26 protein-coding genes, 1 tRNA gene and 2 pseudogenes are annotated in these 23,847 nt (G+C 72.4%); 14 read left to right on the forward strand and 15 right to left on the reverse strand.

Going from position 1 to position 23,847, the window contains the following annotated elements:
- Positions 1–43 precede the first annotated feature (43 nt).
- Complete coding sequence (locus ABD198_RS23820) at positions 44–529, reverse strand: MarR family winged helix-turn-helix transcriptional regulator (RefSeq protein WP_425580536.1); 486 nt, start codon at positions 527–529, stop codon at positions 44–46.
- A gap of 323 nt (positions 530–852) precedes the next feature.
- Here ABD198_RS23820 and ABD198_RS23825 point away from each other — a divergent pair, with 323 nt between their 5' ends.
- Positions 853–1,047, forward strand: coding sequence for a hypothetical protein (locus ABD198_RS23825; protein ID WP_344005500.1), 195 nt, complete (start codon positions 853–855; stop codon positions 1,045–1,047).
- A gap of 83 nt (positions 1,048–1,130) precedes the next feature.
- On the opposite strand, the gene ABD198_RS23830 is transcribed toward ABD198_RS23825, so the two are convergent.
- From ABD198_RS23830 to ABD198_RS23865, 8 genes are all read right to left on the reverse strand, one after another.
- Positions 1,131–2,054, reverse strand: a complete 924-nt coding sequence (locus ABD198_RS23830; protein ID WP_344005502.1) for an RNA polymerase sigma factor SigF — start codon at positions 2,052–2,054, stop codon at positions 1,131–1,133.
- A gap of 482 nt (positions 2,055–2,536) precedes the next feature.
- Positions 2,537–3,370 (reverse strand): RNA polymerase sigma factor SigF, encoded by an 834-nt coding sequence (locus ABD198_RS23835; protein WP_344005545.1) that lies wholly within the window; start codon positions 3,368–3,370, stop codon positions 2,537–2,539.
- A gap of 177 nt (positions 3,371–3,547) precedes the next feature.
- Positions 3,548–3,841 (reverse strand): Dabb family protein, encoded by a 294-nt coding sequence (locus ABD198_RS23840; protein ID WP_344005504.1) that lies wholly within the window; start codon positions 3,839–3,841, stop codon positions 3,548–3,550.
- Positions 3,841–4,017, reverse strand: a complete 177-nt coding sequence (locus tag ABD198_RS23845; RefSeq protein WP_344005506.1) for a hypothetical protein — start codon at positions 4,015–4,017, stop codon at positions 3,841–3,843. The genes ABD198_RS23840 and ABD198_RS23845 overlap by 1 nt, the downstream gene beginning before the upstream one ends.
- 108 nt (positions 4,018–4,125) lie before the next feature.
- Positions 4,126–4,210: transfer RNA gene (locus tag ABD198_RS23850), tRNA-Ser, on the reverse strand.
- A 96-nt stretch (positions 4,211–4,306) separates the two neighbouring features.
- Positions 4,307–4,792 carry a tRNA adenosine(34) deaminase TadA gene (gene tadA / locus ABD198_RS23855; RefSeq protein ID WP_344005508.1) on the reverse strand — a complete coding sequence of 162 codons (486 nt, stop codon included), beginning with the start codon at positions 4,790–4,792 and terminating at the stop codon, positions 4,307–4,309.
- A gap of 2 nt (positions 4,793–4,794) precedes the next feature.
- Entirely contained in the window at positions 4,795–5,325 is a 531-nt protein-coding gene (locus tag ABD198_RS23860) for a tRNA adenosine deaminase-associated protein (RefSeq protein WP_344005547.1), read from the reverse strand.
- 431 nt (positions 5,326–5,756) lie between these two features.
- Positions 5,757–5,969: a hypothetical protein gene (locus tag ABD198_RS23865; protein ID WP_344005510.1), complete on the reverse strand. Its 213-nt coding sequence runs from the start codon at positions 5,967–5,969 to the stop codon at positions 5,757–5,759.
- Positions 5,970–6,108: 139 nt separating this feature from the next.
- Between ABD198_RS23865 and upp the strand changes: the two genes are divergently transcribed.
- Positions 6,109–6,744: a uracil phosphoribosyltransferase gene (gene upp, locus ABD198_RS23870; protein WP_344005512.1), complete on the forward strand. Its 636-nt coding sequence runs from the start codon at positions 6,109–6,111 to the stop codon at positions 6,742–6,744.
- Positions 6,745–6,801: 57 nt separating this feature from the next.
- On the opposite strand, the gene ABD198_RS23875 is transcribed toward upp, so the two are convergent.
- On the reverse strand, positions 6,802–7,413 hold the full coding sequence (locus ABD198_RS23875) for a LytR C-terminal domain-containing protein (RefSeq protein WP_344005549.1): 612 nt from the start codon (positions 7,411–7,413) through the stop codon (positions 6,802–6,804).
- A gap of 129 nt (positions 7,414–7,542) precedes the next feature.
- On the reverse strand, positions 7,543–7,839 hold the full coding sequence (locus ABD198_RS23880; RefSeq protein ID WP_167996769.1) for a type II toxin-antitoxin system VapB family antitoxin: 297 nt from the start codon (positions 7,837–7,839) through the stop codon (positions 7,543–7,545).
- A gap of 105 nt (positions 7,840–7,944) precedes the next feature.
- On the opposite strand from ABD198_RS23880, the gene ABD198_RS23885 reads away from it, so the two are divergent.
- On the forward strand, positions 7,945–9,660 hold the full coding sequence (locus tag ABD198_RS23885) for a helicase HerA-like domain-containing protein (protein WP_344005514.1): 1,716 nt from the start codon (positions 7,945–7,947) through the stop codon (positions 9,658–9,660).
- A gap of 95 nt (positions 9,661–9,755) precedes the next feature.
- On the opposite strand, the gene ABD198_RS23890 is transcribed toward ABD198_RS23885, so the two are convergent.
- Complete coding sequence (locus ABD198_RS23890) at positions 9,756–9,932, reverse strand: hypothetical protein (protein ID WP_344005516.1); 177 nt, start codon at positions 9,930–9,932, stop codon at positions 9,756–9,758.
- Between the two features lie 559 nt (positions 9,933–10,491).
- Complete coding sequence (locus tag ABD198_RS23895; RefSeq protein WP_344005518.1) at positions 10,492–11,094, reverse strand: HhH-GPD-type base excision DNA repair protein; 603 nt, start codon at positions 11,092–11,094, stop codon at positions 10,492–10,494.
- Positions 11,095–11,102: 8 nt separating this feature from the next.
- Between ABD198_RS23895 and ABD198_RS23900 the strand changes: the two are divergent.
- The 4 genes and pseudogenes from ABD198_RS23900 to ABD198_RS23915 form a co-directional block, all read left to right on the forward strand.
- A pseudogene (locus tag ABD198_RS23900) lies at positions 11,103–11,756 on the forward strand (penicillin acylase family protein); the annotation flags it as partial.
- Positions 11,757–11,893: 137 nt separating this feature from the next.
- Entirely contained in the window at positions 11,894–12,373 is a 480-nt protein-coding gene (locus ABD198_RS23905) for a cupin domain-containing protein (RefSeq protein ID WP_344005520.1), read from the forward strand.
- Positions 12,370–13,143, forward strand: coding sequence for an SDR family NAD(P)-dependent oxidoreductase (locus ABD198_RS23910; RefSeq protein ID WP_344005522.1), 774 nt, complete (start codon positions 12,370–12,372; stop codon positions 13,141–13,143). Before ABD198_RS23905 ends, ABD198_RS23910 begins: the two co-directional genes overlap by 4 nt.
- 555 nt (positions 13,144–13,698) lie before the next feature.
- Positions 13,699–15,527, forward strand: a pseudogene (locus ABD198_RS23915) (copper resistance CopC/CopD family protein).
- On the opposite strand, the gene ABD198_RS23920 reads toward ABD198_RS23915, so the two are convergent.
- Entirely contained in the window at positions 15,517–15,693 is a 177-nt protein-coding gene (locus ABD198_RS23920; protein WP_344005556.1) for a hypothetical protein, read from the reverse strand. The pseudogene ABD198_RS23915 and the gene ABD198_RS23920 overlap by 11 nt on opposite strands.
- Positions 15,636–15,800, reverse strand: coding sequence for a hypothetical protein (locus tag ABD198_RS30915; RefSeq protein WP_486388896.1), 165 nt, complete (start codon positions 15,798–15,800; stop codon positions 15,636–15,638). Before ABD198_RS30915 ends, ABD198_RS23920 begins: the two co-directional genes overlap by 58 nt.
- Here ABD198_RS30915 and ABD198_RS23930 point away from each other — a divergent pair.
- The 7 genes from ABD198_RS23930 to ABD198_RS23960 all read left to right on the forward strand — a co-directional run bounded on the left by ABD198_RS23930 (position 15,727) and on the right by ABD198_RS23960 (position 23,641).
- Positions 15,727–16,749 (forward strand): ABC transporter substrate-binding protein, encoded by a 1,023-nt coding sequence (locus ABD198_RS23930; RefSeq protein ID WP_486388897.1) that lies wholly within the window; start codon positions 15,727–15,729, stop codon positions 16,747–16,749. The genes ABD198_RS30915 and ABD198_RS23930 overlap by 74 nt on opposite strands.
- 12 nt (positions 16,750–16,761) lie before the next feature.
- On the forward strand, positions 16,762–17,826 hold the full coding sequence (locus tag ABD198_RS23935) for a carbohydrate ABC transporter permease (protein ID WP_344005526.1): 1,065 nt from the start codon (positions 16,762–16,764) through the stop codon (positions 17,824–17,826).
- The gene (locus tag ABD198_RS23940; protein ID WP_344005528.1) at positions 17,823–18,686 is read left to right on the forward strand and encodes a carbohydrate ABC transporter permease; all 864 of its coding nucleotides are present in this window, start codon (positions 17,823–17,825) and stop codon (positions 18,684–18,686) included. The genes ABD198_RS23935 and ABD198_RS23940 overlap by 4 nt, the downstream gene beginning before the upstream one ends.
- A gap of 55 nt (positions 18,687–18,741) precedes the next feature.
- Positions 18,742–20,385, forward strand: coding sequence for a glycoside hydrolase family 13 protein (locus ABD198_RS23945; RefSeq protein WP_344005530.1), 1,644 nt, complete (start codon positions 18,742–18,744; stop codon positions 20,383–20,385).
- A 245-nt stretch (positions 20,386–20,630) separates the two neighbouring features.
- A complete protein-coding gene (locus ABD198_RS23950; RefSeq protein ID WP_344005532.1) occupies positions 20,631–21,428 on the forward strand; it encodes an Fpg/Nei family DNA glycosylase in 798 nt (265 codons plus the stop codon).
- Positions 21,429–21,578: 150 nt separating this feature from the next.
- Positions 21,579–21,920: an ArsR/SmtB family transcription factor gene (locus ABD198_RS23955; RefSeq protein WP_344005534.1), complete on the forward strand. Its 342-nt coding sequence runs from the start codon at positions 21,579–21,581 to the stop codon at positions 21,918–21,920.
- A complete protein-coding gene (locus ABD198_RS23960; RefSeq protein ID WP_344005536.1) occupies positions 21,917–23,641 on the forward strand; it encodes a SulP family inorganic anion transporter in 1,725 nt (574 codons plus the stop codon). The genes ABD198_RS23955 and ABD198_RS23960 overlap by 4 nt, the downstream gene beginning before the upstream one ends.
- The last annotated feature ends 206 nt before the right edge of the window (positions 23,642–23,847 follow it).

Below are 23,847 nucleotides of genomic sequence, written 5' to 3' on the forward strand. Positions count from 1 at the left end.
CCGCACACCGGATGGTGTGGTCGTTGCCATGGGCTTCCTTCTCTTATGTGCTTGCGGGAGTACGGGTGGTCTGGGCGGGAGGTGCGGGGCGGCAGTCGCCGAAGCTGTCCCTGAGGCGGCCCATCAGCTGGGCGAGCCGGCCGATGTCGTCGTCGGACCAGTCGGCGAGGCGTTCGGCGAGCAGCTGGGTGGTGCGGCGGAACATCTCGTCGAGCTGAGCCTGGCCGGCGGGGGTGAGGTGCAGGATGCGGGAGCGTTTGTCCGCGGGGTCGGTGAAGCGTTCGACCCAGCCGCGTTCGGTCACGTGGGCGACGTGGCGGCTGGTGACGGACATGTCCACGGCGAGGAGTTCGGCGAGCTTGCTCATGCGCATGTCGCCGTGGCGGCTGAGCAGGGTCAGGACGGCTGCGGAGCCGGTCTGGCAGTCGGCCGGCATGATGCGGCGCATCTCTCTCTTCACGGCTCCGAAGGCGCTGAACTGCCGGACCAGCTCTTCGTAGGGCGCCTGATCGGGCACGGCACCTCCCATTCGTTGCTTAGAGCAACCATAGAGATTGATGGTTGCCACAGGCAAATAAAACGGGGATCCGGGCCTCAAAACTTGGCAAAGGCAAGTATTGGCGGCCGTAAACAGGGGGTGTCCGTCTCCCCTGTTCCCTGTGCCGTCCAGGCACCCGGCGCGGGTGTGGCAGCCGCCCCCGGCTCACCCACCCACCGTGGGCGCTACGCGCACCCCCACCGGAGCCGCAGTTGCGCCGCAGGCATGGCCACGCGAACCCCCACTCGAGGGCACCGGACCTGCACAGCACCCCGCTTGGGCCCCCGGCCAGGGATTCGCTAGGGTCTCGGGGCATGGCTGACACCCACAACCCGCAGGGCAACCACGACCCCGCCGGCAGCACCCAGATGTTCCGCGCGTTCGTCGACGAGGCCCCCCAGGGCCGCCAGTCCAACGCCTCCGGTGGCGGCTCCCGCACCGGCCTGATCCTCGGCGTCGTGGTCGCCGTGGCCGTCCTCGCGGCCGTCGCCTGGCTCGCGTTCAAGTAAGCCGAGCAGACAGACCAAGCGGGTCCCGAGAAACACGGCGGCCGCCGTTGCGCTCGAGGGCGCCCCGGCGGCCGGCCACCGCGTCAGTCGGAGATCAGACCCTCCCGCAACCGCGCCAGCGTCCGCGTCAGCAGCCGTGAGACATGCATCTGCGAGATGCCGACCTCCTCACCGATCTGCGACTGCGTCATGTTCGCGAAGAACCGCAGCATGATGATCCGCCGCTCCCGCGGCGGCAGCTTCGCCAGCAGCGGCTTCAGCGATTCCCGGTACTCCACGCCCTCCAGCGCCGCGTCCTCGTAGCCCAGCCGGTCCGCCAGCGAGCCCTCGCCGCCGTCGTCCTCCGGGGCCGGCGAGTCCAGCGACGACGCCGTGTACGCGTTGCCGACGGCGAGCCCGTCGACGACGTCCTCCTCCGACACCCCGAGCACGGCCGCCAGCTCCGGCACCGTCGGCGACCGGTCCAGCTTCTGCGACAGCTCGTCACTCGCCTTGGTCAGCGCCAGCCGCAGCTCCTGCAGCCGCCGCGGCACCCGCACCGACCAGGACGTGTCCCGGAAGAACCGCTTGATCTCCCCGACCACCGTCGGCATCGCGAACGTCGGGAACTCCACGCCCCGTTCGCAGTCGAACCGGTCGATCGCCTTGATCAGCCCGATCGTGCCGACCTGGACGATGTCCTCCATCGGCTCGTTGCGGGAGCGGAACCGCGCCGCCGCGTAACGCACGAGCGGGAGGTTCAGCTCGATCAGGGTGTCCCGGACGTAGGCCCGCTCCGGGCTGTCCTCGTCGAGCGCGGCGAGCCGCAGGAACAGGGAGCGGGACAGGGTGCGGGTGTCGAGAGCCGCGGTGGCCGACAGCTCCGCGGCAGGCTCGGCGTCCAGAGCCGTGCCTTCGTCGACGGGCGGGAGGACGGGCGGGACGGGGCCGAGTGCATCGAGAGCATCGGGAGCTGTCTCGCTCTCCGCGAGCGTGAGCACCTTCGAGCTGCCCTGGTCTGCGGACATGCCACCCCCTTTGGGTCGCGGGACGGTCGCGGCGAGCGCTCCCGTCCGAGGAACGCAGCCTTCACCTGAATACCGGCGCCGAGGCTCCGGCAAACGCGTCTCCCGCAGAATGTCACATGTCGGCAACGCGCTGTAGTGACATGTCGACATCCGAGATACGAATCCGCCCTGGAAACAGGCGGTCTGACGGTGTTTCGGCCGAGAAGTGCGCACAGTTACGCAGGTGAGCGATTCGCTCTCCCCGGTGACGGATCGATCACCTGTCCGCCCGCAAACGAGGCGCGACCTACGACCCTACGCGACCACCGATCCGAGCGCCGCCCACCGATCCAAGCCCCGATCGCCAATCCGGGCCCCAACCGTCAGTCCGGCCCCAAGCGTCAGTCCGGGCCCCAACCGTCCCGAGCCCCAACCGTCAATCCGGGCCCCGCTCGTCAATCCGACCCCCGCCGTCGACCCCCGCCCCGATCCGTCCGACAGGACTACGCATCGATCCGGTTCGCCGACCGCAACCGCTGAAAACTACGCGCCAGCAGGCGCGACACATGCATCTGCGAGACCCCGAGCTCCGCACTGATCTGCGACTGCGTGAGGTTGTTGTAGTACCGCAGCAGCAGGATCCGCTGCTCCCGCTCGGGCAGTTGCACCAGCAGATGCCTGACGAGGTCCCGGTGCTCCACGCCGTCCAGCGCCGGGTCCTCGTAGCCGAGCCGGTCCAGCAGCCCCGGCAGCCCGTCGCCGTCCTGCGCGGCCTCCAGCGAGGTCGCGTGGTACGAGCGCCCCGCCTCGATGCAGGAGAGCACCTCCTCCTCGCTGATGCGCAGCCGCTCGGCGATCTCGGCGGTCGTCGGGGTGCGCCCGAACGCGGTGGTCAGGTCCTCCGTCGCGCTGTTGACCTGCACCCACAGCTCGTGCAGCCGGCGCGGCACGTGCACGGTGCGCACGTTGTCGCGGAAGTACCGCTTGATCTCGCCGACCACCGTCGGCATCGCGAAGGTCGGGAACTGCACGCCCCGGTCGGGGTCGAAGCGGTCGATGGCGTTGATGAGCCCGATGGTGCCGACCTGGACCACGTCCTCCATCGGCTCGTTGCGGGAGCGGAACCGTGCCGCCGCGTAGCGCACCAGCGGAAGATTGGCCTCGATGAGCGCCGTGCGTACGCGGGCGTGCTCCGGGGTGCCCGGTTCGAGCTCCTTGAGCTGGGCGAAGAGGACCTGGGTCAGCGCCCGTGTGTCGGCGCCCCGGCGCTTGGCGGGGACGGGTGCGGCTGCGGGAACCTCGTCCTGGGGCGGCGCAGTACTGGCCGACACGGTCAACGCCACCTCTTATCCGTCAACTCATCCGTCAAAAGCGGTCATAGCATCACAAGACAGGCTAACCGTGTGCAAGCACCGCATATTTCGTGTTGAGGGAGGAAGAGGGCAATACCAGCATGCGAAAACCCTCCGCCGTGACGGCGGAGGGCATGAGGCGAACGGGTGAACCGGCCCCGGTCAGAACTCGTAGTCCGCGATCACCCAGGTGGAGAACTCCCGCCAGAGCGCGACCCCGGCCTGATGGTCCGGGTGCTCCACATAGCGGCGCAGCGCGTCCGTGTCGTCGAACGCGGAGTTGATGGCGAAGTCGTAGGCGATGGGGCGGTCGCTGATGTTCCAGGCGCACTCCCAGAACCGGATCTCGGGGATCTTGCCCTCCAGCGAGCGGAAGGCCTCCACGCCCTTCACGACCCGGGGGTCGTCCCGCTCGACGCCCTCGTTCAGCTTGAAGAGCACCAGGTGGCGGATCATCACTTACCTCCGTTGGCCAGCCAGGTCATGAAGTCGCCGAGGGCCTTCGCGGCTTCCGAGATGCCCTCGAAGCCTATCTGGACGTAGTCCGCCGCCTTCTCCGGATCGGTGATGATCACGTACAGCACGAAGACCGCGACGAAGTACACGGCGAGCTTCTTAGAGTTCACCGCCATCGCGGCCCTCCCCTGTCACGGTCGTCACGCTGATGCGCTGGTGTCACGCGCCGAACGGGCCCCATGATCGCACGAAGGGCCCCGTCCGACGACGGGGCCCTTCACAAGCGGTAGCGGAGGGATTTGAACCCTCGGTGACTTGCGCCACACTCGCTTTCGAGGCGAGCTCCTTCGGCCGCTCGGACACGCTACCGAGGGAGACCTTACAGCACAGTGCGGCGTGGTTTGAAATCTATATGCGCGGACCGGCGCGGAGCCGGCCGGCACCTCACCGCCCCCGGAAGAACCCTCACCGCCTCCGGAAGAACTCCGTGAGCGGCCGGGCGCACTCCTCGGCGAGCACGCCCTCGATCACCTCGGGCCGGTGGTTGAGCCGCCGGTCGCGGACGACGTCCCACAGGGAGCCGACCGCGCCCGCCTTCTCGTCCCGGGCGCCGTAGACCACCCGGTCCACCCGGGCCTGCTGGACCGCGCCCGCGCACATGGTGCAGGGCTCCAGCGTGACCACCAGGGTGCAGCCGGCCAGCCGCCACTCGCCGAGTGCGGCGGCGGCCCGCCGCAGCGCGAGCACCTCGGCGTGCGCCGTGGGGTCGTTGCCGGCCTCCCGCTCGTTGTGCGCGGAGGCCAGCACGGTGCTGCCGTCCGGGGCCAGCACCACGGCGCCCACGGGCACGTCCCCGCCGCTCACGGCGCGTTCGGCCTCGGCCAGGGCGAGCCGCATCGCGGGCCGCCAGGGGTCGCGTACCGGGTCCGGCGGCCCTGAGGTGTTCTGCATGATCAGCGGACGGTCTCCAGGACCTCCGAGGCACCGAGCGCCTCGGCGATCGTGTTGACGGCGTCCTCGGTCAGCGAGGCCAGCTCCTTCTCGCTCACGCCCAGGTCCTCCAGGATCTGGGCGTCTCCGACCGGCCCGTGCGGTACGGACCCGGCGCCCGTGTCGTCGGCGTCGGTGTCGCCGGCGGGCTCGCCGTCCTCCGTGCCGTCGAGGTCGAGGGCGTCCAGGTCGGTGCCGTCGTCCCCGGGTTCACGGCCGAGCAGCTCGTCGGTGAGCAGGATCTCCCCGTAGCTGCTGCGGGACGCGGCTGCGGCATCGGAGACGTAGATTCGAGGATCCTCGTCCTCGCCCTCCACGCGGACGACGCCGAACCAGCCGTCCTCCTGCTCGATCAGCACGAGCACCGTGTCCTCGTCGGGAGAGGCTTCCCGAGCCAGGTCGGCCAGATCGGACAGGGTCTCCACATCGTCGAGCTCCGTGTCGCTCGCTTCCCACCCGTCTTCGGTGCGCGCGAGCAGTGCGGCGAAGTACACCGTGACTCTCCCACTGGTCATAGGCGTGCCGGTTGGGGATCCTCCCGGCGGAGGTTGCGGGCGGCAAGTGCTCTTGCGAGCCCACCCATTCGGAATCGTGGCAGAAACAAGGTCCCTGAGGGACGTCTTCGGCTCCCTGTGTCCGGCGGTTTTGATCGCATGTCGCGTCGGATGTCACGTCGCATGGTGTGTCGTATGCGGCCGAGCGGGTCCGCGCGGGGCCCGGCGGCGCATTCGTTGTCGCCACATGCGGATCGTACGCGGGTGCCGTGTCCGCAGGGCTACTTCCGCCAACGCCCGTGTGTTCCCGGAACTTCCCGGGGCTTCCCAAAGCTTCCCCCGGGCTTTTCGGGCTTGCGGCCGGCGCGGTCGCCGGGGCGGACCGGAGTGTCGCCGTGCCTGCCGGGCGCGCGGTCCGGCGGCCGGCCGGTCTACCAGCGGAAGGTCCGCATCCGCATAGCGTGGCGCAGCCGGGCCGCCTTGGCGCGGCGCGGCTGGACGCGGTCGCGCAGGGCGCGCGTCTCGGCGAGCTCGCGCAGGAACAGTGCGCGCCGCCTGCGCCGCTCGTCCTCCGTCTCGGACTCGCCGGGACCGCGGCGGGTCTCGGCGGACGGCGGATCGTCTCTGAAGTCCTGTTCAGGCATCGGCTCACCACCCCGGTCCGTCCCTCCCACCTTCCCCCCGATGGGCGGTTTGACGCCAGCGATCGGGTGACAGGCGGCCCGGCGGGGTTGCGGGCAGGCGGGGACCCCGGGGCGGCCGGGCCCGGCTACTGTGGGGGACATGCGTCTCCACGTCGTCGACCACCCCCTGGTCGCCCACAAGCTCACCACGCTGCGCGACCAGCGCACCGACTCCGCAACCTTCCGCCGTCTCGCCGACGAGCTGGTCACCCTGCTCGCCTACGAGGCGACGCGCGACGTGCGCACCGAGCAGGTCGACATCCAGACGCCGGTGGAGCGGACCACGGGCGTGAAGCTGTCCCACCCGCGTCCGCTGGTGGTGCCGATCCTGCGGGCCGGGCTCGGCATGCTGGACGGTATGGTCCGGCTGCTGCCGACCGCCGAGGTGGGCTTCCTCGGCATGATCCGCAACGAGGAGACGCTGCAGGCCTCCACCTACGCCACCCGGATGCCGGAGGACCTCTCCGGGCGTCAGGTGTACGTGCTGGACCCGATGCTGGCCACGGGCGGCACGCTGGTCGCGGCGATCCAGGAGCTGATCAAGCGCGGTGCGGACGATGTGACCGCCGTGGTGCTGCTGGCCGCGCCGGAGGGCGTCGAGGTCATGGAGCGGGAGCTGGCCGGCACGCCGGTGACGGTCGTGACCGCCGCGGTCGACGAGCGGCTCAACGAGCACGGCTACATCGTGCCGGGCCTCGGCGACGCCGGGGACCGGATGTACGGCGCGGCCGAGTAGTCCCGGAACACTCCCAGGAGCGCTTCCAGGAGACCCTTCCCGGGGTCCTGGGGCCTCTCAGCAGCCCTTCTCCGAGGTGGGCGTCGGGGAGGGCTTGGCCAGGGCGGCCAGGGCCTTGTCGGCGTCCGCCTTCTTCGTCAGGGCGCGGAACCTGTCGCCGATGATCAGGTCGACCTCGGTGCCCTTGCGGGCGGCGTCGGTGCGGCGCTCGGCGCCGTCGACCTGGGTGGCGAGCACCGGCAGCGAGGTGTCGAGGGCCGACGCGGGGCCGAGCAGCACCGCGGTGCCCTTGACCTTCTTGTCGTACTCCTTGGTCGCGTTGCCGACCTCGCCGATGGCGAAGCCGCGCTTCTTCAGCTCGTCGGCGGTCTTCCTGGCCAGCCCGGAGCGGGTCGTGGCGTTGAGGACGTTGACCTTGAACACGCCGGGCTTCGGCAGCGGGGTCGCGCGGGGCGAGGGGCTCGCCTTGGCGGCGCAGGCGGGCTTGGCGCCGACGGCGCGCGCCGGATTGCCGCCACCGGTGAAGACGTCGATGAGCTGGAGCGTGCCCCAGCCCGCGCCACCGAGCACGGCCGCACAGGCGATGGTGAGGACGACGAGCCTGCCCCGCCGCCGGGACCGGCGCATCCGCGGGTACTTGTCACCCGTGATCCGGTACTGGCCGCCCATGCCGGGGGGAGTCAGCATGCTCATGAACGCAGCGTAGTGCGCTCCGGAGGCTCTGCCTACTAGATGATCAATCGACTGGGTGCACTCCGACCCGAAAGGGGCACGGCGGCCCCCCGGCGCCGGAGCGGCTCAGTCCAGTTCGAGCACGCGGGCGTGCAGCACCTGACGCTGCTGGAGCGCCGCGCGCACCGCGCGGTGCAGGCCGTCCTCCAGGTACAGGTCGCCCTGCCACTTCACGACGTGCGCGAAGAGGTCGCCGTAGAAGGTCGAGTCCTCCGCGAGGAGGGTCTCGAGGTCGAGTTGCTGCTTTGTCGTCACCAGCTGATCGAGGCGGACCGGGCGCGGAGCCACGTCCGCCCACTGCCGGGTGCCCTCCCGGCCGTGGTCGGGGTACGGCCGGCCGTTTCCGATGCGCTTGAAGATCACACGGAAAGCCTACCGGTCGAGACGTTCCGGGCGCAGCCATGGCGACGCAGTGCGACGCTGAAAAAGACACCCGAAAGCCGGACTAAACGGGAACAGGTGCCCGAGATGAGCGAGCGCAAGACCATTCCGCAGTCCACCGCTCCGCAGGCCACCGCTCCCGAAGGGCCCGGCAGCGCCCCCGCCCTTCCCGAAGAGGCCCTGAAGATCGCCGCCGGCTACGCCTTCGCCGGGCCGGCGCTGGACCTGGGCGCCCTCGTCTGGGACGGGGAGTGCCGGCCGGACGCGCAGATCAGGGTGCCGCTGTCGATGCTCAACCGGCACGGCCTGGTCGCGGGCGCCACCGGCACCGGCAAGACCAAGACGCTCCAGCTGATCGCCGAACAGCTCTCCGCGCAGGGCGTGCCGGTGTTCCTCGCGGACATCAAGGGCGACCTGTCCGGCATCGCCAGGCCGGGCGAGCCGGGGCCGCGGATCGAGGAACGCGCCCGTGACGTGCACCAGGAGTGGAGAGCCACCGGCTTCCCCGCCGAGTTCTACGCCCTCGGCGGCATCGGCCCGGGCATCCCCGTGCGGGCCACCGTCACCAGCTTCGGGCCGCTGCTGCTGTCCAAGGTGCTGCGGCTCAACCAGACCCAGGAGCAGTCCCTCCAGCTGATCTTCCACTACGCCGACAGCAAGGGTCTGGAGCTGGTCGACCTCAAGGACCTGCGGGCCGTCGTCGCCTTCCTGACCTCGGACGAGGGCAAGCAGGAGCTGAAGTCCATCGGCGGTCTGTCCCCGGCGACCGCCGGGGTGATCCTGCGTTCCCTCACCGCCTTCGATGCGGAGGGCGCCGCCTCCTTCTTCGGCGAGCCGGAGTTCGACACCGCCGAGCTGCTGCGCACCACGGAGGACCGGCGGGGTGTCGTCTCCGTGCTGGAGCTGGCCGCCGTGCAGGACCGGCCGACGCTGTTCTCCACCTTCCTGATGTGGCTGCTGGCGGACCTGTTCCACGATCTGCCCGAGGTCGGCGACATCGACCGGCCCAAGCTGGTCTTCTTCCTCGACGAGGCACATCTGCTGTTCGACGACGCGTCCAAGGCGTTTCTGGACTCGATCACACAGACGGTGCGGCTCATTCGCTCGAAAGGGGTCGGCGTGTTCTTCGTGACGCAGACCCCGAAGGACGTGCCGGCCGAGGTGCTCTCCCAGCTCGGCAACCGGGTGCAGCATGCGCTGCGCGCCTTCACCCCGGACGACCAGAAGGCGCTGAAGGCCACGGTGAAGACCTTCCCCGACTCCCCGTACGACCTGGAGGAGGTGCTCACCGGTCTCGGCATCGGGGAGGCCGCGGTGACCGTGCTCAGCGAGCGCGGCGCCCCGACCCCGGTGGCGGTGACCCGGCTGCGGGCACCTCAGTCCCTGATGGGGCCGGTGCCGGCGGAGGAACTGGAGCGGGCGGTCCGGGAGTCCACGGCGTACGAACGTTATGCACAGGCTGTGGACCGCGAGTCGGCGTACGAACGGCTGGCCGCGCGGCAGCCGGGGGCGGGCGGGAAAGGGCCGGACGAGGTGCGCGAGGGCGGGGCGAAGGGTCCCGACGAGGTGCGTGCGGCCGGGGGGAAGGGCCCCGACGAGGTGCGCGGGGAGGCGGCCGGGGCGGGGAAGGGCGCCGGGCGGCGGGGTGCGCCGCGTGAGGAGCGGGAGGACCGCGACTCGCTGGTGGAGCAGGTCGCGGGCAGCGGGGTGTTCAAGTCGCTCGCCCGGTCGCTGGGCACGCAGATCGGCCGTGAGATCACCCGTTCCGTCTTCGGCACGGCGCGGCGCCGACGGAGGCGTTAGCCAGGCCGGCAGGAACGCCGTATCCGGCATCGGCATCCCGTCATGCGGAGGCGGCGGAGGCGGTGAGGTCCGCCTCCGCCGCCTTCGTGTGTCCGTCAGTCGCGGCCGCGTTCGGGAGCGGTGCGGCTGCGTTCGGAGGCGTCCGCGGTCGTGGGGGCGGTCTTCCTCGGGGGCGTCTTCTTGCGGTCCTTCCTCGGGGGCAGGGGAGTGCCGTTGCGGGCGGCCTCGGCGCGCAGCAGGGCACGCATGACGGCGTAGGGGTCTCTGAGCATGGGGGTGTCTCCTGTTCCGGTTCGTTCCGGTGTGCGTGAACTGGCTGTCGGGCGATGCCCGGTTCCGTCAGCAGCGCAGGACCACGGAGCGCGGGACGTCCGGTGGGCGCGGGGGGTGCGCCGGGGCCGGCCGGGGGACGGGGGACAGGAGTCGGGGCAGGGCGTGCGGGAAGGGCGCGGGGCGCAGGGCGGCGGGGTGCTGCCGGGTGGGGGCCCTGGTGGGGGTCGTGCGCGTCCGGCGGGGCGGGTGAGCCGGGGCTGCGCGGTCCACGCGGTGACGGCTCGTGCGGTCCGGGACCGTGGCCGTCACGGGGGCCGCGCTCCGGATCCCAGGGAGAGCCGCTGGGGGGCTCGGTCATGCTTCATGCTGGGATCCGTGCGGTTCGGGAGGCCACCTGGGGGAGGCCATTGAGGTGGATTCGGGGTAGGCGCGGATGGGGGGCGGGCGCGGTCCGGGGTGGATGGTTCTGTGGGTTCGACGGGTGCGGGGTGGTGGGGGCTGGTCGCGCGGTTCCCCGCGCCCCTGGTGAGGGTCCCCTCGCTCTCAGGGCGTCCGTGCCTACGCGTCTGACTTCTTCGCCGCCTTGGCCGCCTTGGCCGCGGCCTTCATCTCCTGCTTGTGGGCGCGCACCTTGGTCAGGGACTCGGGGCCGGTGATGTCGGCGACGGAGCGGTAGGAGCCGGGTTCGCCGTAGGCGCCCGCGGCCTCGCGCCAGCCCTCGGGCCGGACGCCGAGCTGTTTGCCGAGCAGGGCCAGGAAGATCTGGGCCTTCTGCTTGCCGAAGCCGGGCAGGTCCTGCAGCCGGCGGAGCAGCTCCGCGCCGCTGCCGACGTCCCGCCACACGGCCTCGGCGTCGCCGTCGTAGTGCTCGACGAGGTACCGGCACAGCTGCTGGATGCGGCCGGCCATCGAGCCGGGGTAGCGGTGGACCGCCGGCTTCTCGGCGAGCAGCGCTGCGAACGCCTCCGGGTCGTACGCGGCGATCTCGTGCGCGTCCAGGTCGTCGGCGCCCATCCGCCGGGCGATGGTCGCCGGGCCCTTGAACGCCCACTCCATCGGGATCTGCTGGTCCAGCAGCATGCCGATCAGCGCGGCCAGCGGACTGCGGCCCAGCAGCGCGTCGGCCTCGGGGTCCTGGGCGAGGTGCAGAGTGACATCCATGCCCCGATGATCGCGCGCCGCGGCTCAGCTCGCGCGCCAGTAGCCGGGACCCGGAGACCGCGCAGTGGGTCCGGGCGTATGCGGACGGCGTCAACGAGGGGCTGAGCGCGGCGTCCGCCCCCGAGTTCGGGCGAGCCGGGCTGGTGCCGGGGCGCTGGAGACCCTGGACCCCGCTCGGGGTCTGGCTCGCCACGCACATCCTCTTCGCCGGCTTCCCCGCGAAGCTCTGGCGCGAACAGGTCGCCGCCCGTCTCGGGCCGGACGCCATCGGCCTGTTCGCCACCGACGGACCCGGCACCTCCGGCAGCAACGGCTGGCTGGTCGCCGGGGAGCGCACCATCACCGGCCACGCCGTCATCGCCGGGGACCCGCACCGATACATCGAGGACCCCGGCGTCTACCAGCAGATCGGCCGACACGGACGGCGGCACCCTGCACCGGGTCGCGGGACGGGTGCCGGTGCGGGCCGAGGCCAACCGGCAGCGCCTGGTGCCCGCTTGGGAGCCCGGCCACGCATGGCAGGGATGGCACGAGTCACCACGGCCGGACTGACCGGCGGCGTCGCCGTGATGGCGAACCAGCGCGGCCCGGCGGAGCCCCTCGGCGTCGAGTTCGCCCCGCCGCACCGCGCCGAGCGGATCGCCGCGCTGCTCGCCGGCCGGGCGATCGCCCGCTTCCTGCGGGAGGGCTTCAGGGCGGGCCCGGTGGTGGTGCTGCCCGAGGTGGACCTGCCGGATGTGTACTTGCCGGAGCAGAAGGCACAACTCGCCTTTCTCACCTACGAGGTAGCCTTCGGCAGGTGACGCCCGACGAACTGGTCACCCACTTCCGAATGGAGCCGATCCCCCGCGAAGGGGGACGGTTCCGTCAGATGTGGGCCGGTCCGCAGCGCCCCGACGGCCGCCCCGAGGGCACCGCCATCGTCGCCCTGCTCACCGACCGGCCCGGCGACTTCTCCGCGCTGCACCGCCTGCCCACCGACGAGATCTGGCACTACTACCTGGGCAACCCGCTGCAGATGCTGCTGCTCGCCCCGGACGGCACCTCCCGCACGCCCGTGCTCGGCCCCGACGTCCTCGGCGGCCAGCACGTCCAGCTCACCGTGCCCGCCGGGACCTGGATGGGGGCGCGGGTGGCGCCGGGGCGGTCGTGGACGCTGTTCGGCTGCACGATGGCACCGGGGTTCACCTACGAGGGGTACGAGCACGGGGACGCGGCGGAGCTGATCAACCGCTATCCGCACCGCGCGGCGCAGATCATGGAACTCTGCCGCACATGACGGGACATGGACTGCTGACGGGACAGGTCGCCCTGGTCACGGGCGCGGGCGGCGGCCTCGGCCGGGGCATCGCGCTGCGCCTCGCCGAGGAGGGCGCCGCGGTCGCGCTGCACTGCCGCACGGCGGTGACGTCCGCGGCGGAGACCGCCGCCCGGATCAAGGAGTCGGGCGGGGAGGCGGTCGTGCTGGCCGGGGCCGACCTCACCGACGAGGACGCCTGCCGGGGCCTGGTCGCTCAGGCGGCCGAGTGGGGCGGCGGCCGGCTGACCGCGCTGGTCAACAACGCGGGAGTGCAGCCCGTCCAGGAGCTGCCCGGCATGACGGCGGCCGAGTGGCGGGCGGTGCTGGACACCAACGTCACCAGCGTCTTCGCCTGCACCCAGGCCGCGGCCGAGCTGATGCGGGAGAACGGCGGCGGCTCCGTCACCCACATCGCCTCCGTCGAGGCCCGCCTGCCCGCCCCGGCCCATGCGCACTACTGCGCCTCCAAGGCGGCGGTGGTGATGCACGCCCGCTCGGCGGCCCTCGAGTACGGCCCATGGGGCGTGCGCGTCAACACGGTCTCGCCCGGACTGATCGACCGGGAGGGGCTGGAGGAGGACTGGCCGGAGGGCGTGACCCGCTGGCGCCGGGCCACCGCCACGGGCCGCCTGGGCCGCCCCGAGGACATCGGCGACGCCTGCGCCTGGCTGGCCTCCCCCCTCGCCTCCTGGGTGACCGGCCACGACCTGGTCGTCGACGGAGGAGCCTCGGCCCGCCCGACCTGGTGAGGGAGTCCGGAGCCGCGCGGCCCTGGGCGGGGCGCAGCCCTCGGCCGCCCACGGGCGTGCTGATCGGTTCGGCGGGCAGGCACGTCGGCCACGCATCCGGCAAGCGGACGGCCGGGCGGCCCCGGCAGGGCGGCCGCGGTGGCTCCGGCGGGGGCGGACTCGGTGGCTCAGGCGGCACGCCGAGCTCGGTGGCTCCGGGAGGTCGTGCCGCTCGGTGACTCTCGTGTGCGCGGACGGCCGGCGGGTCCGGCGAGGCCGGAAACTGGGCTGCTCCGGCGAGGGCGGAAGGTTCGCAGGTTCCGAGGGCGGAGGCCGCGAGGGCCCTGTCGAGGCCGGCCGCCGGGCTGCTCCCGCGAGGCTCCTCGCGCAGGGCCGCGCCAGAAGTCTGGCGGCGGTGAGCACAATGTGCCTGCCGTCCGTACTAACCCGGAGGCGAGGCCAGGAGGCGAGTGGGTCGTGCGAGGGCTGCCAGATGAGGTGACCGGGACCGGCGGGGGAGGGCGCGGGCCGGCCGGGGCCGCCGGCGGTCCGGGGCACCGGCGGCTGCCGCGGCTGATGCTGCTGGGCTCCCTGCTGGTGCTGCTGCTCCTGGGCAGCGCCGCCCCGGCGGGCGCCCATGCCGCGCTGCGCTCCTCCGACCCGCAGGACGGCAGCGTCGTCAAGACCGCCCCCCGGCACATCACCCTCTCCTTCACGGAGTCCGTCGGGCTGCTGGAGGACTCGTTCCGGATCTACGGCCCCGACAACCGCCGGGTTCACCTCGGCGAGCCGGAGCACGCCCGGGACGCCTCCGACACCGCCCGCGTCGCGCTGCCCCGCGACCTGGCCGAGGGCACCTACACGGTCGCCTGGCGGGTCATCTCCGCCGACAGCCACCCGGTGTCCGGCGCCTTCACCTTCTCCGTCGGCAAGCCCTCGCCCACCGCACCCGCCGCCCCCGCCGACCCGGACGAGCACCCGGTCACCGCGAGCCTCTACGACACCGCCCGCTATCTCGCGTACATCGGCGCCGTTCTGCTGATCGGCGCGGCGGTGTTCGCGGTGCGTTGCCGTCCGGCCGACACCCGTCCGCTGCGGCTGCCGCTGCTCACCGGCTGGTGGACCCTGCTGGCCGGCACCGTGGTGCTGCTGGTGCTGCGCGCCCCCTACGAGAACGGCACCTCACCGGCCACCGCGTTCGACTCCTCCGCCGTGGGCAAGGCCCTCACCGGGCGCCCGGGCCTCGCCCTGCTGGTCCGGCTGGCGCTGGTCCTGGTGACGGGGGCGGCCCTGCTGCTGGCCCGGCGCCGTTCGCCCGGCCGGAGGCACCCTGTCCAGTTTGCGGCCGGTGCCGTACTCGCCGTCGGTCTGGCCCTCACCTGGGCGGCGGCCGAGCACGCCTCCGCCGGGATCCAGGTGCCGGTGGCGATGACCTCCTCGGTGGTGCATCTGCTGGCGACGGCCTGCTGGCTGGGCGGCCTGACCGCGCTGCTCGTCACCCTCCACCGGGCCCGGCGGCCGGTCTCGCCGGCCACGGTCGCCCGCTTCTCCCAACTGGCCTTCGTCTCCGTGGTCGTGCTCGCGGTGACCGGCGTCTACCAGTCCTGGCGCGGCCTCGGCTCCTGGTCGGCGCTCACCGGGACGTCCTACGGGCGGACCCTGCTGGTGAAGCTGGCCCTGGTGGCCGCGCTGCTGCTGGTTGCGGGCCTGTCCCGCCGCTGGACGGCCCGCCTGGCCGCGCAGACGGAGGAGCCGCCCGTGCCGCAGCGGGTGCCGGAGCTGGTCGGGGTGTCCGCCGCCTCCGGCACGACCGCGGCCGGGCAGGCGCCGCCGTCGCCGGCCGCTCGTCCCCGGCGCCCGAGGACGCGGACGAGCCGCAGTCCCCGGCGCCGGACGAGGCCGATCCGCACCGCCGGGCCCTGCGCCGCTCCGTGCTCGCCGAGGTGCTGGTCGCCGCCGTCGTGCTGCTGGTGACGACCGTCCTGACCAGCACCCTCCCCGCCCGCGCCGAGGCGGAGGCGGCGTCCGGCGAGACCGCGGCGGCCCCCGTCGCCGGGCTGCCCGGCGCGGCCACGTTCCAGGTCCCCTTCGACACGGGCGCCCCGGGCGGCACCGGGTGGGTGCAGGTCACGCTCGACCCCGCCCGGGTCGGCGAGAACGGGGTCCAGGCGGTCGTCTTCGGCGCCGACGACGGCCTGGTCGCCGTGCCGGAGGTGCGGATGACCTTCACGCTGGAGTCCGAGGGCGTCGGGCCGATCGACGCCAGTCTCACCGACCGGGGCGGCTACTGGGCCACCAGCGACCTGACCCTGCCCCTGGCCGGTGAGTGGACGCTGCGGCTGACGGTCAGGACCTCGGACGTGGACCAGGTGACCGAGTCCCGGCGGGTGCGCATCAGCCGCTGACCCGGGCCTCGCCCTCCTCGGCGGGCGGCGGCGCGGTGGTGGAGCGCGGGATGACGTACGTGGGCAGCACGATGTGCCGGCAACGGTCCGCGGCATCCGGCTCGTTGATCAGCGACAGGGCCAGTTCCCCGGCCTCGCGCCCGATGTCAGCCGGCGACTGGGCCACCGTCGACAGCTCGAACCAGTCCGCCAGCGGCTGATGTCGAAGCCCAGCACGGACATCCGCTCCGGCACCGGGATCCGCGTCCGGCGCAGCGTGCACAGCACGGCCACGGCGACCTCGTCCTGCTCGGCGAAGACCGCGGTCGGCGGCTCCCGCAGGCTCAGCAGGTTGCCCAGCGCCTCGGCGGTGCTCCGCTTGTCGCGGGTGTGGATGGTCCCGCACAGCTCCGACGGCGGCATGCTCTACTACCGCACCGACCTGCTGAAGAAGGCCGGCGTCAAGGCTCCCCCGAAGACCTGGGCGGAGATGAAGGACGCCTGCGCCAAGGTCCAGAAGCTGCCCGAAGGCAAGGGGGTGGCCTGCTACGCCGGTCAGTTCCAGAAGTACGAGGGCCTGACCGTGAACTTCTCCGAGGCCGTGCACTCGGCGGGCGGCGTGGTCACCGGCCCCGACGGCAAGCCCGACGTCGACACCCCGGAGGCGAAGAAGGGCCTGGACTTCCTGGTCGACTCGCTGAAGGACGGCACCATCCCCAAGAAGGCCGTCACCTACCTCGAGGAGGACGGCCGCCAGTCCTTCCAGAACGGCAAGCTGGTCTTCCTGCGCAACTGGCCCTACGTCTACTCCCACGCCCAGAAGAGCGACATCAAGGGCAAGTTCGGGGTCGCCCCGCTGCCCGGCCTGAACGGCCCCGGCTCCTCCAGCCTCGGCGGCCACAACCTGGCCGTGTCGTCGTTCGCCAAGAACAAGGCGACGGCGCTGGACTTCATCAAGTTCATGACCAGCGAGCAGAGCACGGAGACCTTCCTGAGGGAGGCCTCGCTCGCCCCGCCCTACGCCTCCCTGTACGACAACCAGGAGCTGATCGACCAGTACCCGTACCTGCCGGTGCTCAAGGAGTCCATCCTGCGCGCCGTGCCCCGACCGCGGGTGGTGCCCTACGGCGATGTGACCGCGTCGATCCAGCGGGAGGCGTACGCCGCGCTGACCGGCTCCAAGAGCAGCGCCGACGCGCTGAAGACGCTGCAGGCCGACCTGCAGAAGTCCGTCACGCGGTGAGGAGGCGGGCCGATGTCGCACACCCGTGTTCCCCCGCCGCCGCCCCCGGACGCGGACGTCGTGACCGGCACCCGGACGATGCCGGGCCGCGCGGAACGTCCCGCCCCGCGCGGACGCAAGCGCACGAGCGTCCGCGCCACGAGCGGCACCGCGCGCATGGCCGCCCTGCTGGTGTCCCCGACGCTGCTGGTGCTGAGCATCGTGGTGCTCTACCCGACGGTGATGGCGCTGCACGAGTCGCTGTTCGGGCCGAAGGGCCTCGATCCTGAGACCGGGTTCATCAGCGAGACCGAGCCGTTCGTGGGCCTGCAGAACTACGCCGACATCTTCGGCGAGGCCGGTGAGCGGTTCTGGAACGCCTTCTGGAACACCACGTTCTTCACCGTCGTCACAGTCACCCTGGAGACGGTGATCGGGGTCGCCATGGCCCTGATCATGCACAAGGCGTTCCGCGGCCGCGGCTTCGTGCGGGCGGGCATCCTGATCCCCTGGGCCGTGCCCACGGCCATCTCCGGTCTGCTGTGGCGGTGGATCTTCAACAGCGACGGTGTGGCCAACACCCTCCTCGGCCGGCAGATCCTGTGGACCTCCGAGGGATTCCAGGCCAAGATCGCGGTGATCGTCGCCGAGGTGTGGAAGACGGCCCCGTTCATCGGCCTGCTCGTCCTCGCCGGCCTCCAGGTGATCCCCAAGGAGGTGTACGAGGCCGCCCGCATCGACGGCGCCAGCCGGGCCCGCCGCTTCTGGCACGTCACCCTGCCGCTGGTGAAGCCCGCGCTGCTGGTGGCGGTGCTCTTCCGCTGCATGGACGCGCTCAGGATGTTCGACCTGCCGTACATCCTGATCGGCGCGCAGAAGAACTCGGTGGAGACGCTGTCGATGCTCGCCCAGAACGAGGCGTCCAACGTCCGCTTCGGACCGGCCTCCGCCTACGCGGTGATCCTCTTCATCTATGTCTTCCTGATCGCGCTGGCATTCGTCCGGCTGCTGGGCACCGACCTGGTCGGTGACACCGGCGCGCCGGCGCGGAGCCGGAGGTTCGGCCGGCGCCGCAAGTCCGCGGAGGTGACGGCATGACCGCGCCCACGCTCACGATCAAGCGGCGGCCGGCGAGGCGGCGCTGGCAGGGCGGCCTGCTGTACGCGGGAGTCGCGGGGGTGGTGATCTACTGCCTCGCCCCCTTCTACTGGATGCTGGTCTCCAGCCTGCGCCGCAGCTCGGACATCTTCGAGACCTCGCTGCTGCCCTCGCCGGTGTCCTTCGAGAACTACACGCGGGTGTTCGACCCGGCCCAGGGGTCCGGGCGGGCGCTGCTCAACAGCCTGGTCGTCGCCGGGGTCACCACCGTGGCGGCGCTGCTGCTGGCGACGTTCACCGCGTACGCCATGGCCCGGCTGGAGTTCCGCTTCAAGCGGCTGATCCTCACCCTGATCATCGCCACCTCGATGTTCCCGGTGGTGTCGATCGTGGTGCCGCTGCTGAAGCTGTTCACCGGCATCGGCTGGATCAACACCTACCAGTCGATGATCGTGCCGAGCATGTCCTTCGCGCTGCCGCTGGCGGTATGGAACCTGACCACGTTCTTCCGGCAGATGCCGGACGAGCTGGAGCACGCCGCCATGGTGGACGGCTGCACCCGCGGCCAGGCCTTCCGCAAGATCATCATTCCGCTGGCCGCGCCGGGCATCTTCACCACCGCGATCATCACCTTCATCGCGGCCTGGAACGAGTTCCTCATCGCCCTGTCGATGACCAACCGCCCCGAGATGCAGACCGCCCCGGTCGCCATCTCCAAGTTCACCGGGGCCACGACGTGGGAGCCCCCCTTCGGCAGCCAGATGGCCGTCGGCGTCGTCGTCACGGTCCCGCTGGTGATCATGGTGCTGCTGTTCCAGCGCCGGATCGTCGCCGGCCTCACCGCCGGCGCAGCCAAGTAACCCCGTAACGAAGTCCGTTCGACCGTTCCCTCTTGCTCAGGAGTACTCGACGCCTATGTCCGGCACCGCAGCACCCTGGTGGCGCAGCGCCGTCATCTACCAGGTCTACATCCGCAGCTTCGCCGACGGTAATGGCGACGGCGTCGGTGACATCGCCGGCATCCGCTCCCGTCTGCCGTATCTGAAGTCGCTGGGTGTGGACGCCATCTGGATCAACCCCTGGTACAAGTCGCCCATGGCGGACCACGGTTACGACGTGGCCGACTTCCGGGAGATCGACCCGCTGTTCGGCTCCACGGCCGAGGCGGAGCGGCTGATCGAGGAGGCGCATGAGCAGGGGATCCGCGTCATCCCGGACATCGTGCCCAACCACACCTCCGACCAGCACGCCTGGTTCCGCGCCGCTCTGGAGGCGGGACCGGGCAGTCCGGAGCGTGAGCGCTACATCTTCCGCAAGGGCCGCGGGCCGGGCGGTGCCGAGCCGCCCAACGACTGGGTCTCCTGCTTCGGCGGCCCCGCCTGGACCCGCGTCCCCGACGGCGAGTGGTACCTGCACCTCTTCGCCCCCGAACAGCCCGACCTCAACTGGCAGCACCCGGACGTGCTCGCGGAGTTCGAGTCGATCCTGCGCTTCTGGCTGAGCCGTGGCGTGGACGGCTTCCGCATCGACGTGGCGCACGGCCTGGTCAAACACCCCGACCTGCCCGACCTGCCGCCCCGCCGCGACCCCGGTGCGGAGCCGTCCCGCCCGCACCAGGACCACCCGCACTGGGACCGCGACGAGGTCCACGACATCTACCGGGTCTGGCGCAAGATCGCCGACGAGTACCCCGGCGACCGCTGCTTCGTCGCCGAGGCATGGGCCGACACCCCCGAGCGGCTCGCCGCCTACGTCCGCCCGGACGGCCTGCACACGGCGTTCAACTTCAACTTCCTGATGTCGGGCTGGGACGCCAAGGACCTGCGCCACGTCATCGACGACTCCCTCGCCATGCTCGGCGCGGTCGGCGCACCCGCGACCTGGGTGCTGTCCAACCACGACGTCATGCGCCACCCCAGCCGTTTCGGCCGCGAACGCGTCCGGCGCTGGCTGGCCAACGAGCGCTACGTCCCCGACGGCCCCCTCGACCTGGAGCTGGGCACCCGCCGGGCCCGCGCCGCGGCCCTGCTGATGCTCGCCCTGCCCGGCGGCGCCTACATCTACCAGGGCGAGGAGCTCGGCCTGCCCGAGGTCGAGGACCTCCCCGAGTCCGTGCTGCAGGACCCGGTCTGGGAGCGCTCCGGTCACACCGACCGCGGCCGCGACGGCTGCCGCGTGCCCATCCCGTGGTCCGGCGACAGCGCCCCCTACGGCTTCAGCCCCGACGACGCCACCGTGTCCCCCTGGCTGCCGCAGCCGGCCGGCTGGGCGCGCTACAGCGTGGCCGCGCAGACCGGTGACCCGGACTCCATGCTGGAGCTCTACCGCACGGCCCTCAGGCTGCGCCGCGAGCATCCCGCGCTCGGTGACGGCAGCCTCACCTGGCAGGACGCCCCGGAGGGCGTGCTCGCGTTCACCCGCTCCCCGGGCTTCGTCTGCGTCATCAACCTCTCCCCGGAGCCCTGCGAGCTGCCGCCGCACTCCTCCGTGCTGCTCTCCAGCGGGCCTCTGAAGGACGGCCTGCTGCCGACGGACCAGGCGGTGTGGCTGCAGCAGTAGGCACTTGGCCTGCAGCATTCCGGCCTGCCCCCGTCGCCGGGAGGGCAGGCCGGGACGAGCCCCGCCCCCTCCGGGGCGGTCGGGAAGCGCCCTTCCTTTCGCTCCAGGGAACCCGGGAAGCGCACTTCCCCCCAGGCACCCGGGACAGCCCCGCTCTCCGGGGGCACCCGGGAACCCTCCGGGGCCGGAACCGTGACGTGCCCGCGGTTCCGGCCCCGGGGACACGGGCGGAGAGGAGGTTCCCCATGCCCGAGCTGCCGGATGTCGAGGGGTTCCGCGGGGTGCTGGAGTCCTGCGCGCTGGGCCGGACCGTCCGCCGTGTCGACGTACGCGATCCGGGCGTCCTGCACGGAGTGGGTGCGCGGCGGCTGCGCGAGGCGCTCGAGGGGCGGCGGTTCACCGGGACCCGGCGGCACGGCAAGTGGCTGCTGGCCCGCACCGGCGGTCCTGTGCTGGCGCTGCACTTCGGCATGACCGGCAGCCTGCTCTGCGCCCGCCCCGACGACCCGGTCCACGCCCACGACCGGGTGCTGTTCACCCTGACCGGCGGGCACCGGCTCCACTACCGCGACCAGCGCGAGCTGAAGGGCCTGTGGCTGCTGGAGGACGACGCCGCGGCGGACCGGCTGCTGGAGGGCCAGGGGCCCGACGCCCTGACGGTGGACCGCGAGCAGTTCGAGGCCGCGCTGTCGGAGCGCCGCGCCCAGGCCAAGGCCGTCCTCACCGACCAGTCTGCCCTGGCCGGGCTGGGCAACCTGCTGGCGGACGAGGTGCTCTGGCGGGCCGGAGTCACCCCCGTCCGACGCGCGAGCCACCTCACCCAGGCCGAACGGCGGCGGCTGTACACCGTCATGCGTCGCACCCTGCGCTCCGCGGTCGCCGCCGGCCGCGTACCGCCCCGCGACACCTGGCTCACCGGGCACCGCGACGACCCCGACCCGCACTGCCCCCGCTGCGGCGGCCCGCTGCGCCGCTCCCGGCTGGCGGGCCGGGGCACGGTGTGGTGCCCCCGGTGCCAGCCGGAGGACGGGCGGGGCCACTGAGCCCGCCCGGTTACCCCCTGGATTGACGAATTGCAAAAATTCGCAATTGATTAGATGCTTTGCTGGTCATTCCCGCAGATGCTGCCCGCCGCCGTCCGGCGCCGGGCGCCCCGCGGGAGTCCGTCCGCAAGCTGGGGAATCCGAGGAGTCGTGTCCGTTCCGCTGTACCAGGCCAAGGCCGAGTTCTTCCGGATGCTCGGGCACCCGGTGCGGATCCGGGTGCTGGAGCTGCTGCAGGAGGGGCCGCGGCCGGTGCGCGAGCTGCTCACCGAGATCGAGGTGGAGCCCTCCAGCCTCTCCCAGCAGCTGGCGGTGCTGCGGCGGTCCGGGATCGTCACCGCCACCCGCGAGGGCTCGACCGTCGTCTACGAGCTGGCCGGCGGTGACGTGGCCGACCTGATGCGGGCCGCGCGCCGGATCCTCACCGAGATGCTGGCCGGCCGCAACGAGCTGCTGGCCGAGCTGCGGGACGGCGAGGTCGCCGCGCGATGAGCTCCTGGATCCGCCGGGCCGGGGCCCGGATCGTCTCGCTGCTGCCTGCCCGCGCCGACCTGAAGGAGATGGGCCGCGACCCCCGCCGGGACCTGCTGGCCGGGCTGACCGTCGCGATCGTGGCGCTGCCGCTCGCCCTGGGCTTCGGGGTGTCCTCCGGGCTCGGCGCGGAGGCGGGCCTGGCCACCGCCGTGGTGGCGGGCGCCCTGGCCGCCCTGTTCGGCGGCTCCAACCTCCAGGTGTCGGGGCCCACCGGCGCCATGACGGTGGTGCTCGTCCCGATCGTCGCCCAGCACGGCCCGGGCGGAGTGCTCACCGTCGGCCTGCTGGCCGGGCTGATGCTGGTCGCCCTCGCCGCGCTGCGGGCCGGCAAGTACATGCAGTACGTGCCCGCACCGGTCGTGGAGGGCTTCACCCTCGGTATCGCCTGTGTGATCGCCCTGCAGCAGGTGCCCAACGCCCTCGGCGTGCCCAAGCCGGAGGGCGAGCGGGTGCTCGTCGTCACCTGGCGGGCGGTCGAGGAATTCCTCCGCTCCCCGAACTGGACCGCCGTCGCCCTCGCCGTCTCGGTGGCCGCGATCATGCTGATCGGCGCCCGGCTGCGCCCGGCCGTGCCCTTCTCCATCGTGGCGGTCATCGCCGCGACGGTCGTGGCCCAGGCCGCCGGCCTGGACGACGCACAGCCCATCGGCGATCTCCCCTCCGGACTCCCCGCGCCCTCGCTGTCCTTCCTCGACCCCGGCGAGCTGGGCACGCTGCTCGCCCCCGCGGTCGCGGTCGCCGCCCTGGCCGCGCTGGAGTCCCTGCTGTCGGCCTCAGTCGCCGACGGCATGACGGTCGGCCAGAAGCACGACCCGGACCGCGAACTGTTCGGCCAGGGCCTGGCCAACATCGCCTCGCCCCTCTTCGGCGGCGTCCCCGCGACCGGCGCCATCGCGCGCACCGCGGTCAACGTCCGCACCGGCGCGAGCTCCCGCCTCGCCTCCCTCACCCACGCCGCGGTCCTCGCCGTGATCGTCTTCGCGGCGGCACCCCTGGTGTCCAGGATCCCGCTCGCCGCGCTGGCCGGCGTCCTGCTGGCCACCGCGATCCGCATGGTCGAGGTCGGCTCCCTGCGGGCCATGGCGAAGGCCACCCGCTCCGACGCGCTGATCCTCGTCCTGACCGCGGTCGCCACCCTCGCCTTCGACCTCGTCTACGCCGTGATCACCGGCCTGCTCGTCGCCGGGGCCCTCGCCCTGCGGGCCGTGGCCAAGCAGGCCCGCCTCGACCAGGTCCCCCTCGACCGCGGCGACCACAGCGCCGAGGAGCACGCGCTGCTCGCCGAGCACATCGTCGCCTACCGCATCGACGGCCCGCTGTTCTTCGCCGCCGCCCACCGCTTCCTGCTGGAGCTGTCCGAGGTGGCCGACGTCCGCGTGGTCATCCTGCGCATGTCCCGGGTGACCACGATGGACGCCACCGGCGCCCTGGTCCTGAAGGACGCGGTGGAGAAGCTCAACCGGCGCGGCATCCTCGTCCTCGCCTCCGGCATACGCCCCGGCCAGCGCCAGGTCCTCGACTCGGTCGGCGCGCTGGAGCTGCTGCGGCCCACGGGCCGGGAGTTCGCGACGACCCCCGAGGCCATCCGCGCCGCCCGGGACCACCTGGAGACCACCGGCGTCCTCACCGTCCCGCCCGCCAGCACCCCGAGCACCGCCGAGGACGGCGCCCTGCGCTGAGCCCGCGGCCAACGCGGAGTGGACCCCGGGCCCTTGCGCGACGTAGACCCCGGGCCCTTACGCGACGTACTTCACACCGCCTCGCTTGGGTGCGGCCCGTGCCGCAGGCGAGGATGGGCCGCATGTGGGTGACGAGTGTGTGGACGCGATGCGCCGGGGCGCGGCCGGCGGGACCGTGCGGCCGGACCGCTGGGGAGGCGACGGCA

Origin of the sequence: Streptomyces thermocarboxydovorans (genome assembly GCF_039524635.1) — a bacterium.
In the GTDB taxonomy this organism is placed as follows: domain Bacteria; phylum Actinomycetota; class Actinomycetes; order Streptomycetales; family Streptomycetaceae; genus Streptomyces; species Streptomyces thermocarboxydovorans.

What these genes read in the sequence shown, in the direction of transcription:
- ABD198_RS23890 (WP_344005516.1), bottom strand. Translation starts at nt 9,932, where the DNA reads ATGCTCAGAGACCCCTACGCCGTCATGCGTGCCCTGCTGCGCGCCGAG.
- ABD198_RS23865 (WP_344005510.1), bottom strand. Translation starts at nt 5,969, where the DNA reads ATGCCTGAACAGGACTTCAGAGACGATCCGCCGTCCGCCGAGACCCGC.
- tadA (WP_344005508.1), bottom strand. Translation starts at nt 4,792, where the DNA reads ATGCAGAACACCTCAGGGCCGCCGGACCCGGTACGCGACCCCTGGCGG.
- ABD198_RS23820 (WP_425580536.1), bottom strand. Translation starts at nt 529, where the DNA reads ATGGGAGGTGCCGTGCCCGATCAGGCGCCCTACGAAGAGCTGGTCCGG.
- ABD198_RS23945 (WP_344005530.1), top strand. Translation starts at nt 18,742, where the DNA reads ATGTCCGGCACCGCAGCACCCTGGTGGCGCAGCGCCGTCATCTACCAG.
- ABD198_RS23935 (WP_344005526.1), top strand. Translation starts at nt 16,762, where the DNA reads ATGTCGCACACCCGTGTTCCCCCGCCGCCGCCCCCGGACGCGGACGTC.
- ABD198_RS23940 (WP_344005528.1), top strand. Translation starts at nt 17,823, where the DNA reads ATGACCGCGCCCACGCTCACGATCAAGCGGCGGCCGGCGAGGCGGCGC.
- ABD198_RS23910 (WP_344005522.1), top strand. Translation starts at nt 12,370, where the DNA reads ATGACGGGACATGGACTGCTGACGGGACAGGTCGCCCTGGTCACGGGC.
- ABD198_RS23895 (WP_344005518.1), bottom strand. Translation starts at nt 11,094, where the DNA reads ATGGATGTCACTCTGCACCTCGCCCAGGACCCCGAGGCCGACGCGCTG.
- ABD198_RS23875 (WP_344005549.1), bottom strand. Translation starts at nt 7,413, where the DNA reads ATGGGCGGCCAGTACCGGATCACGGGTGACAAGTACCCGCGGATGCGC.
- ABD198_RS23885 (WP_344005514.1), top strand. Translation starts at nt 7,945, where the DNA reads ATGAGCGAGCGCAAGACCATTCCGCAGTCCACCGCTCCGCAGGCCACC.
- ABD198_RS23845 (WP_344005506.1), bottom strand. Translation starts at nt 4,017, where the DNA reads ATGGCGGTGAACTCTAAGAAGCTCGCCGTGTACTTCGTCGCGGTCTTC.
- ABD198_RS23830 (WP_344005502.1), bottom strand. Translation starts at nt 2,054, where the DNA reads ATGTCCGCAGACCAGGGCAGCTCGAAGGTGCTCACGCTCGCGGAGAGC.
- ABD198_RS23960 (WP_344005536.1), top strand. Translation starts at nt 21,917, where the DNA reads ATGAGCTCCTGGATCCGCCGGGCCGGGGCCCGGATCGTCTCGCTGCTG.
- ABD198_RS23840 (WP_344005504.1), bottom strand. Translation starts at nt 3,841, where the DNA reads ATGATCCGCCACCTGGTGCTCTTCAAGCTGAACGAGGGCGTCGAGCGG.
- upp (WP_344005512.1), top strand. Translation starts at nt 6,109, where the DNA reads ATGCGTCTCCACGTCGTCGACCACCCCCTGGTCGCCCACAAGCTCACC.
- ABD198_RS23825 (WP_344005500.1), top strand. Translation starts at nt 853, where the DNA reads ATGGCTGACACCCACAACCCGCAGGGCAACCACGACCCCGCCGGCAGC.
- ABD198_RS23950 (WP_344005532.1), top strand. Translation starts at nt 20,631, where the DNA reads ATGCCCGAGCTGCCGGATGTCGAGGGGTTCCGCGGGGTGCTGGAGTCC.
- ABD198_RS23930 (WP_486388897.1), top strand. Translation starts at nt 15,727, where the DNA reads ATGTCGAAGCCCAGCACGGACATCCGCTCCGGCACCGGGATCCGCGTC.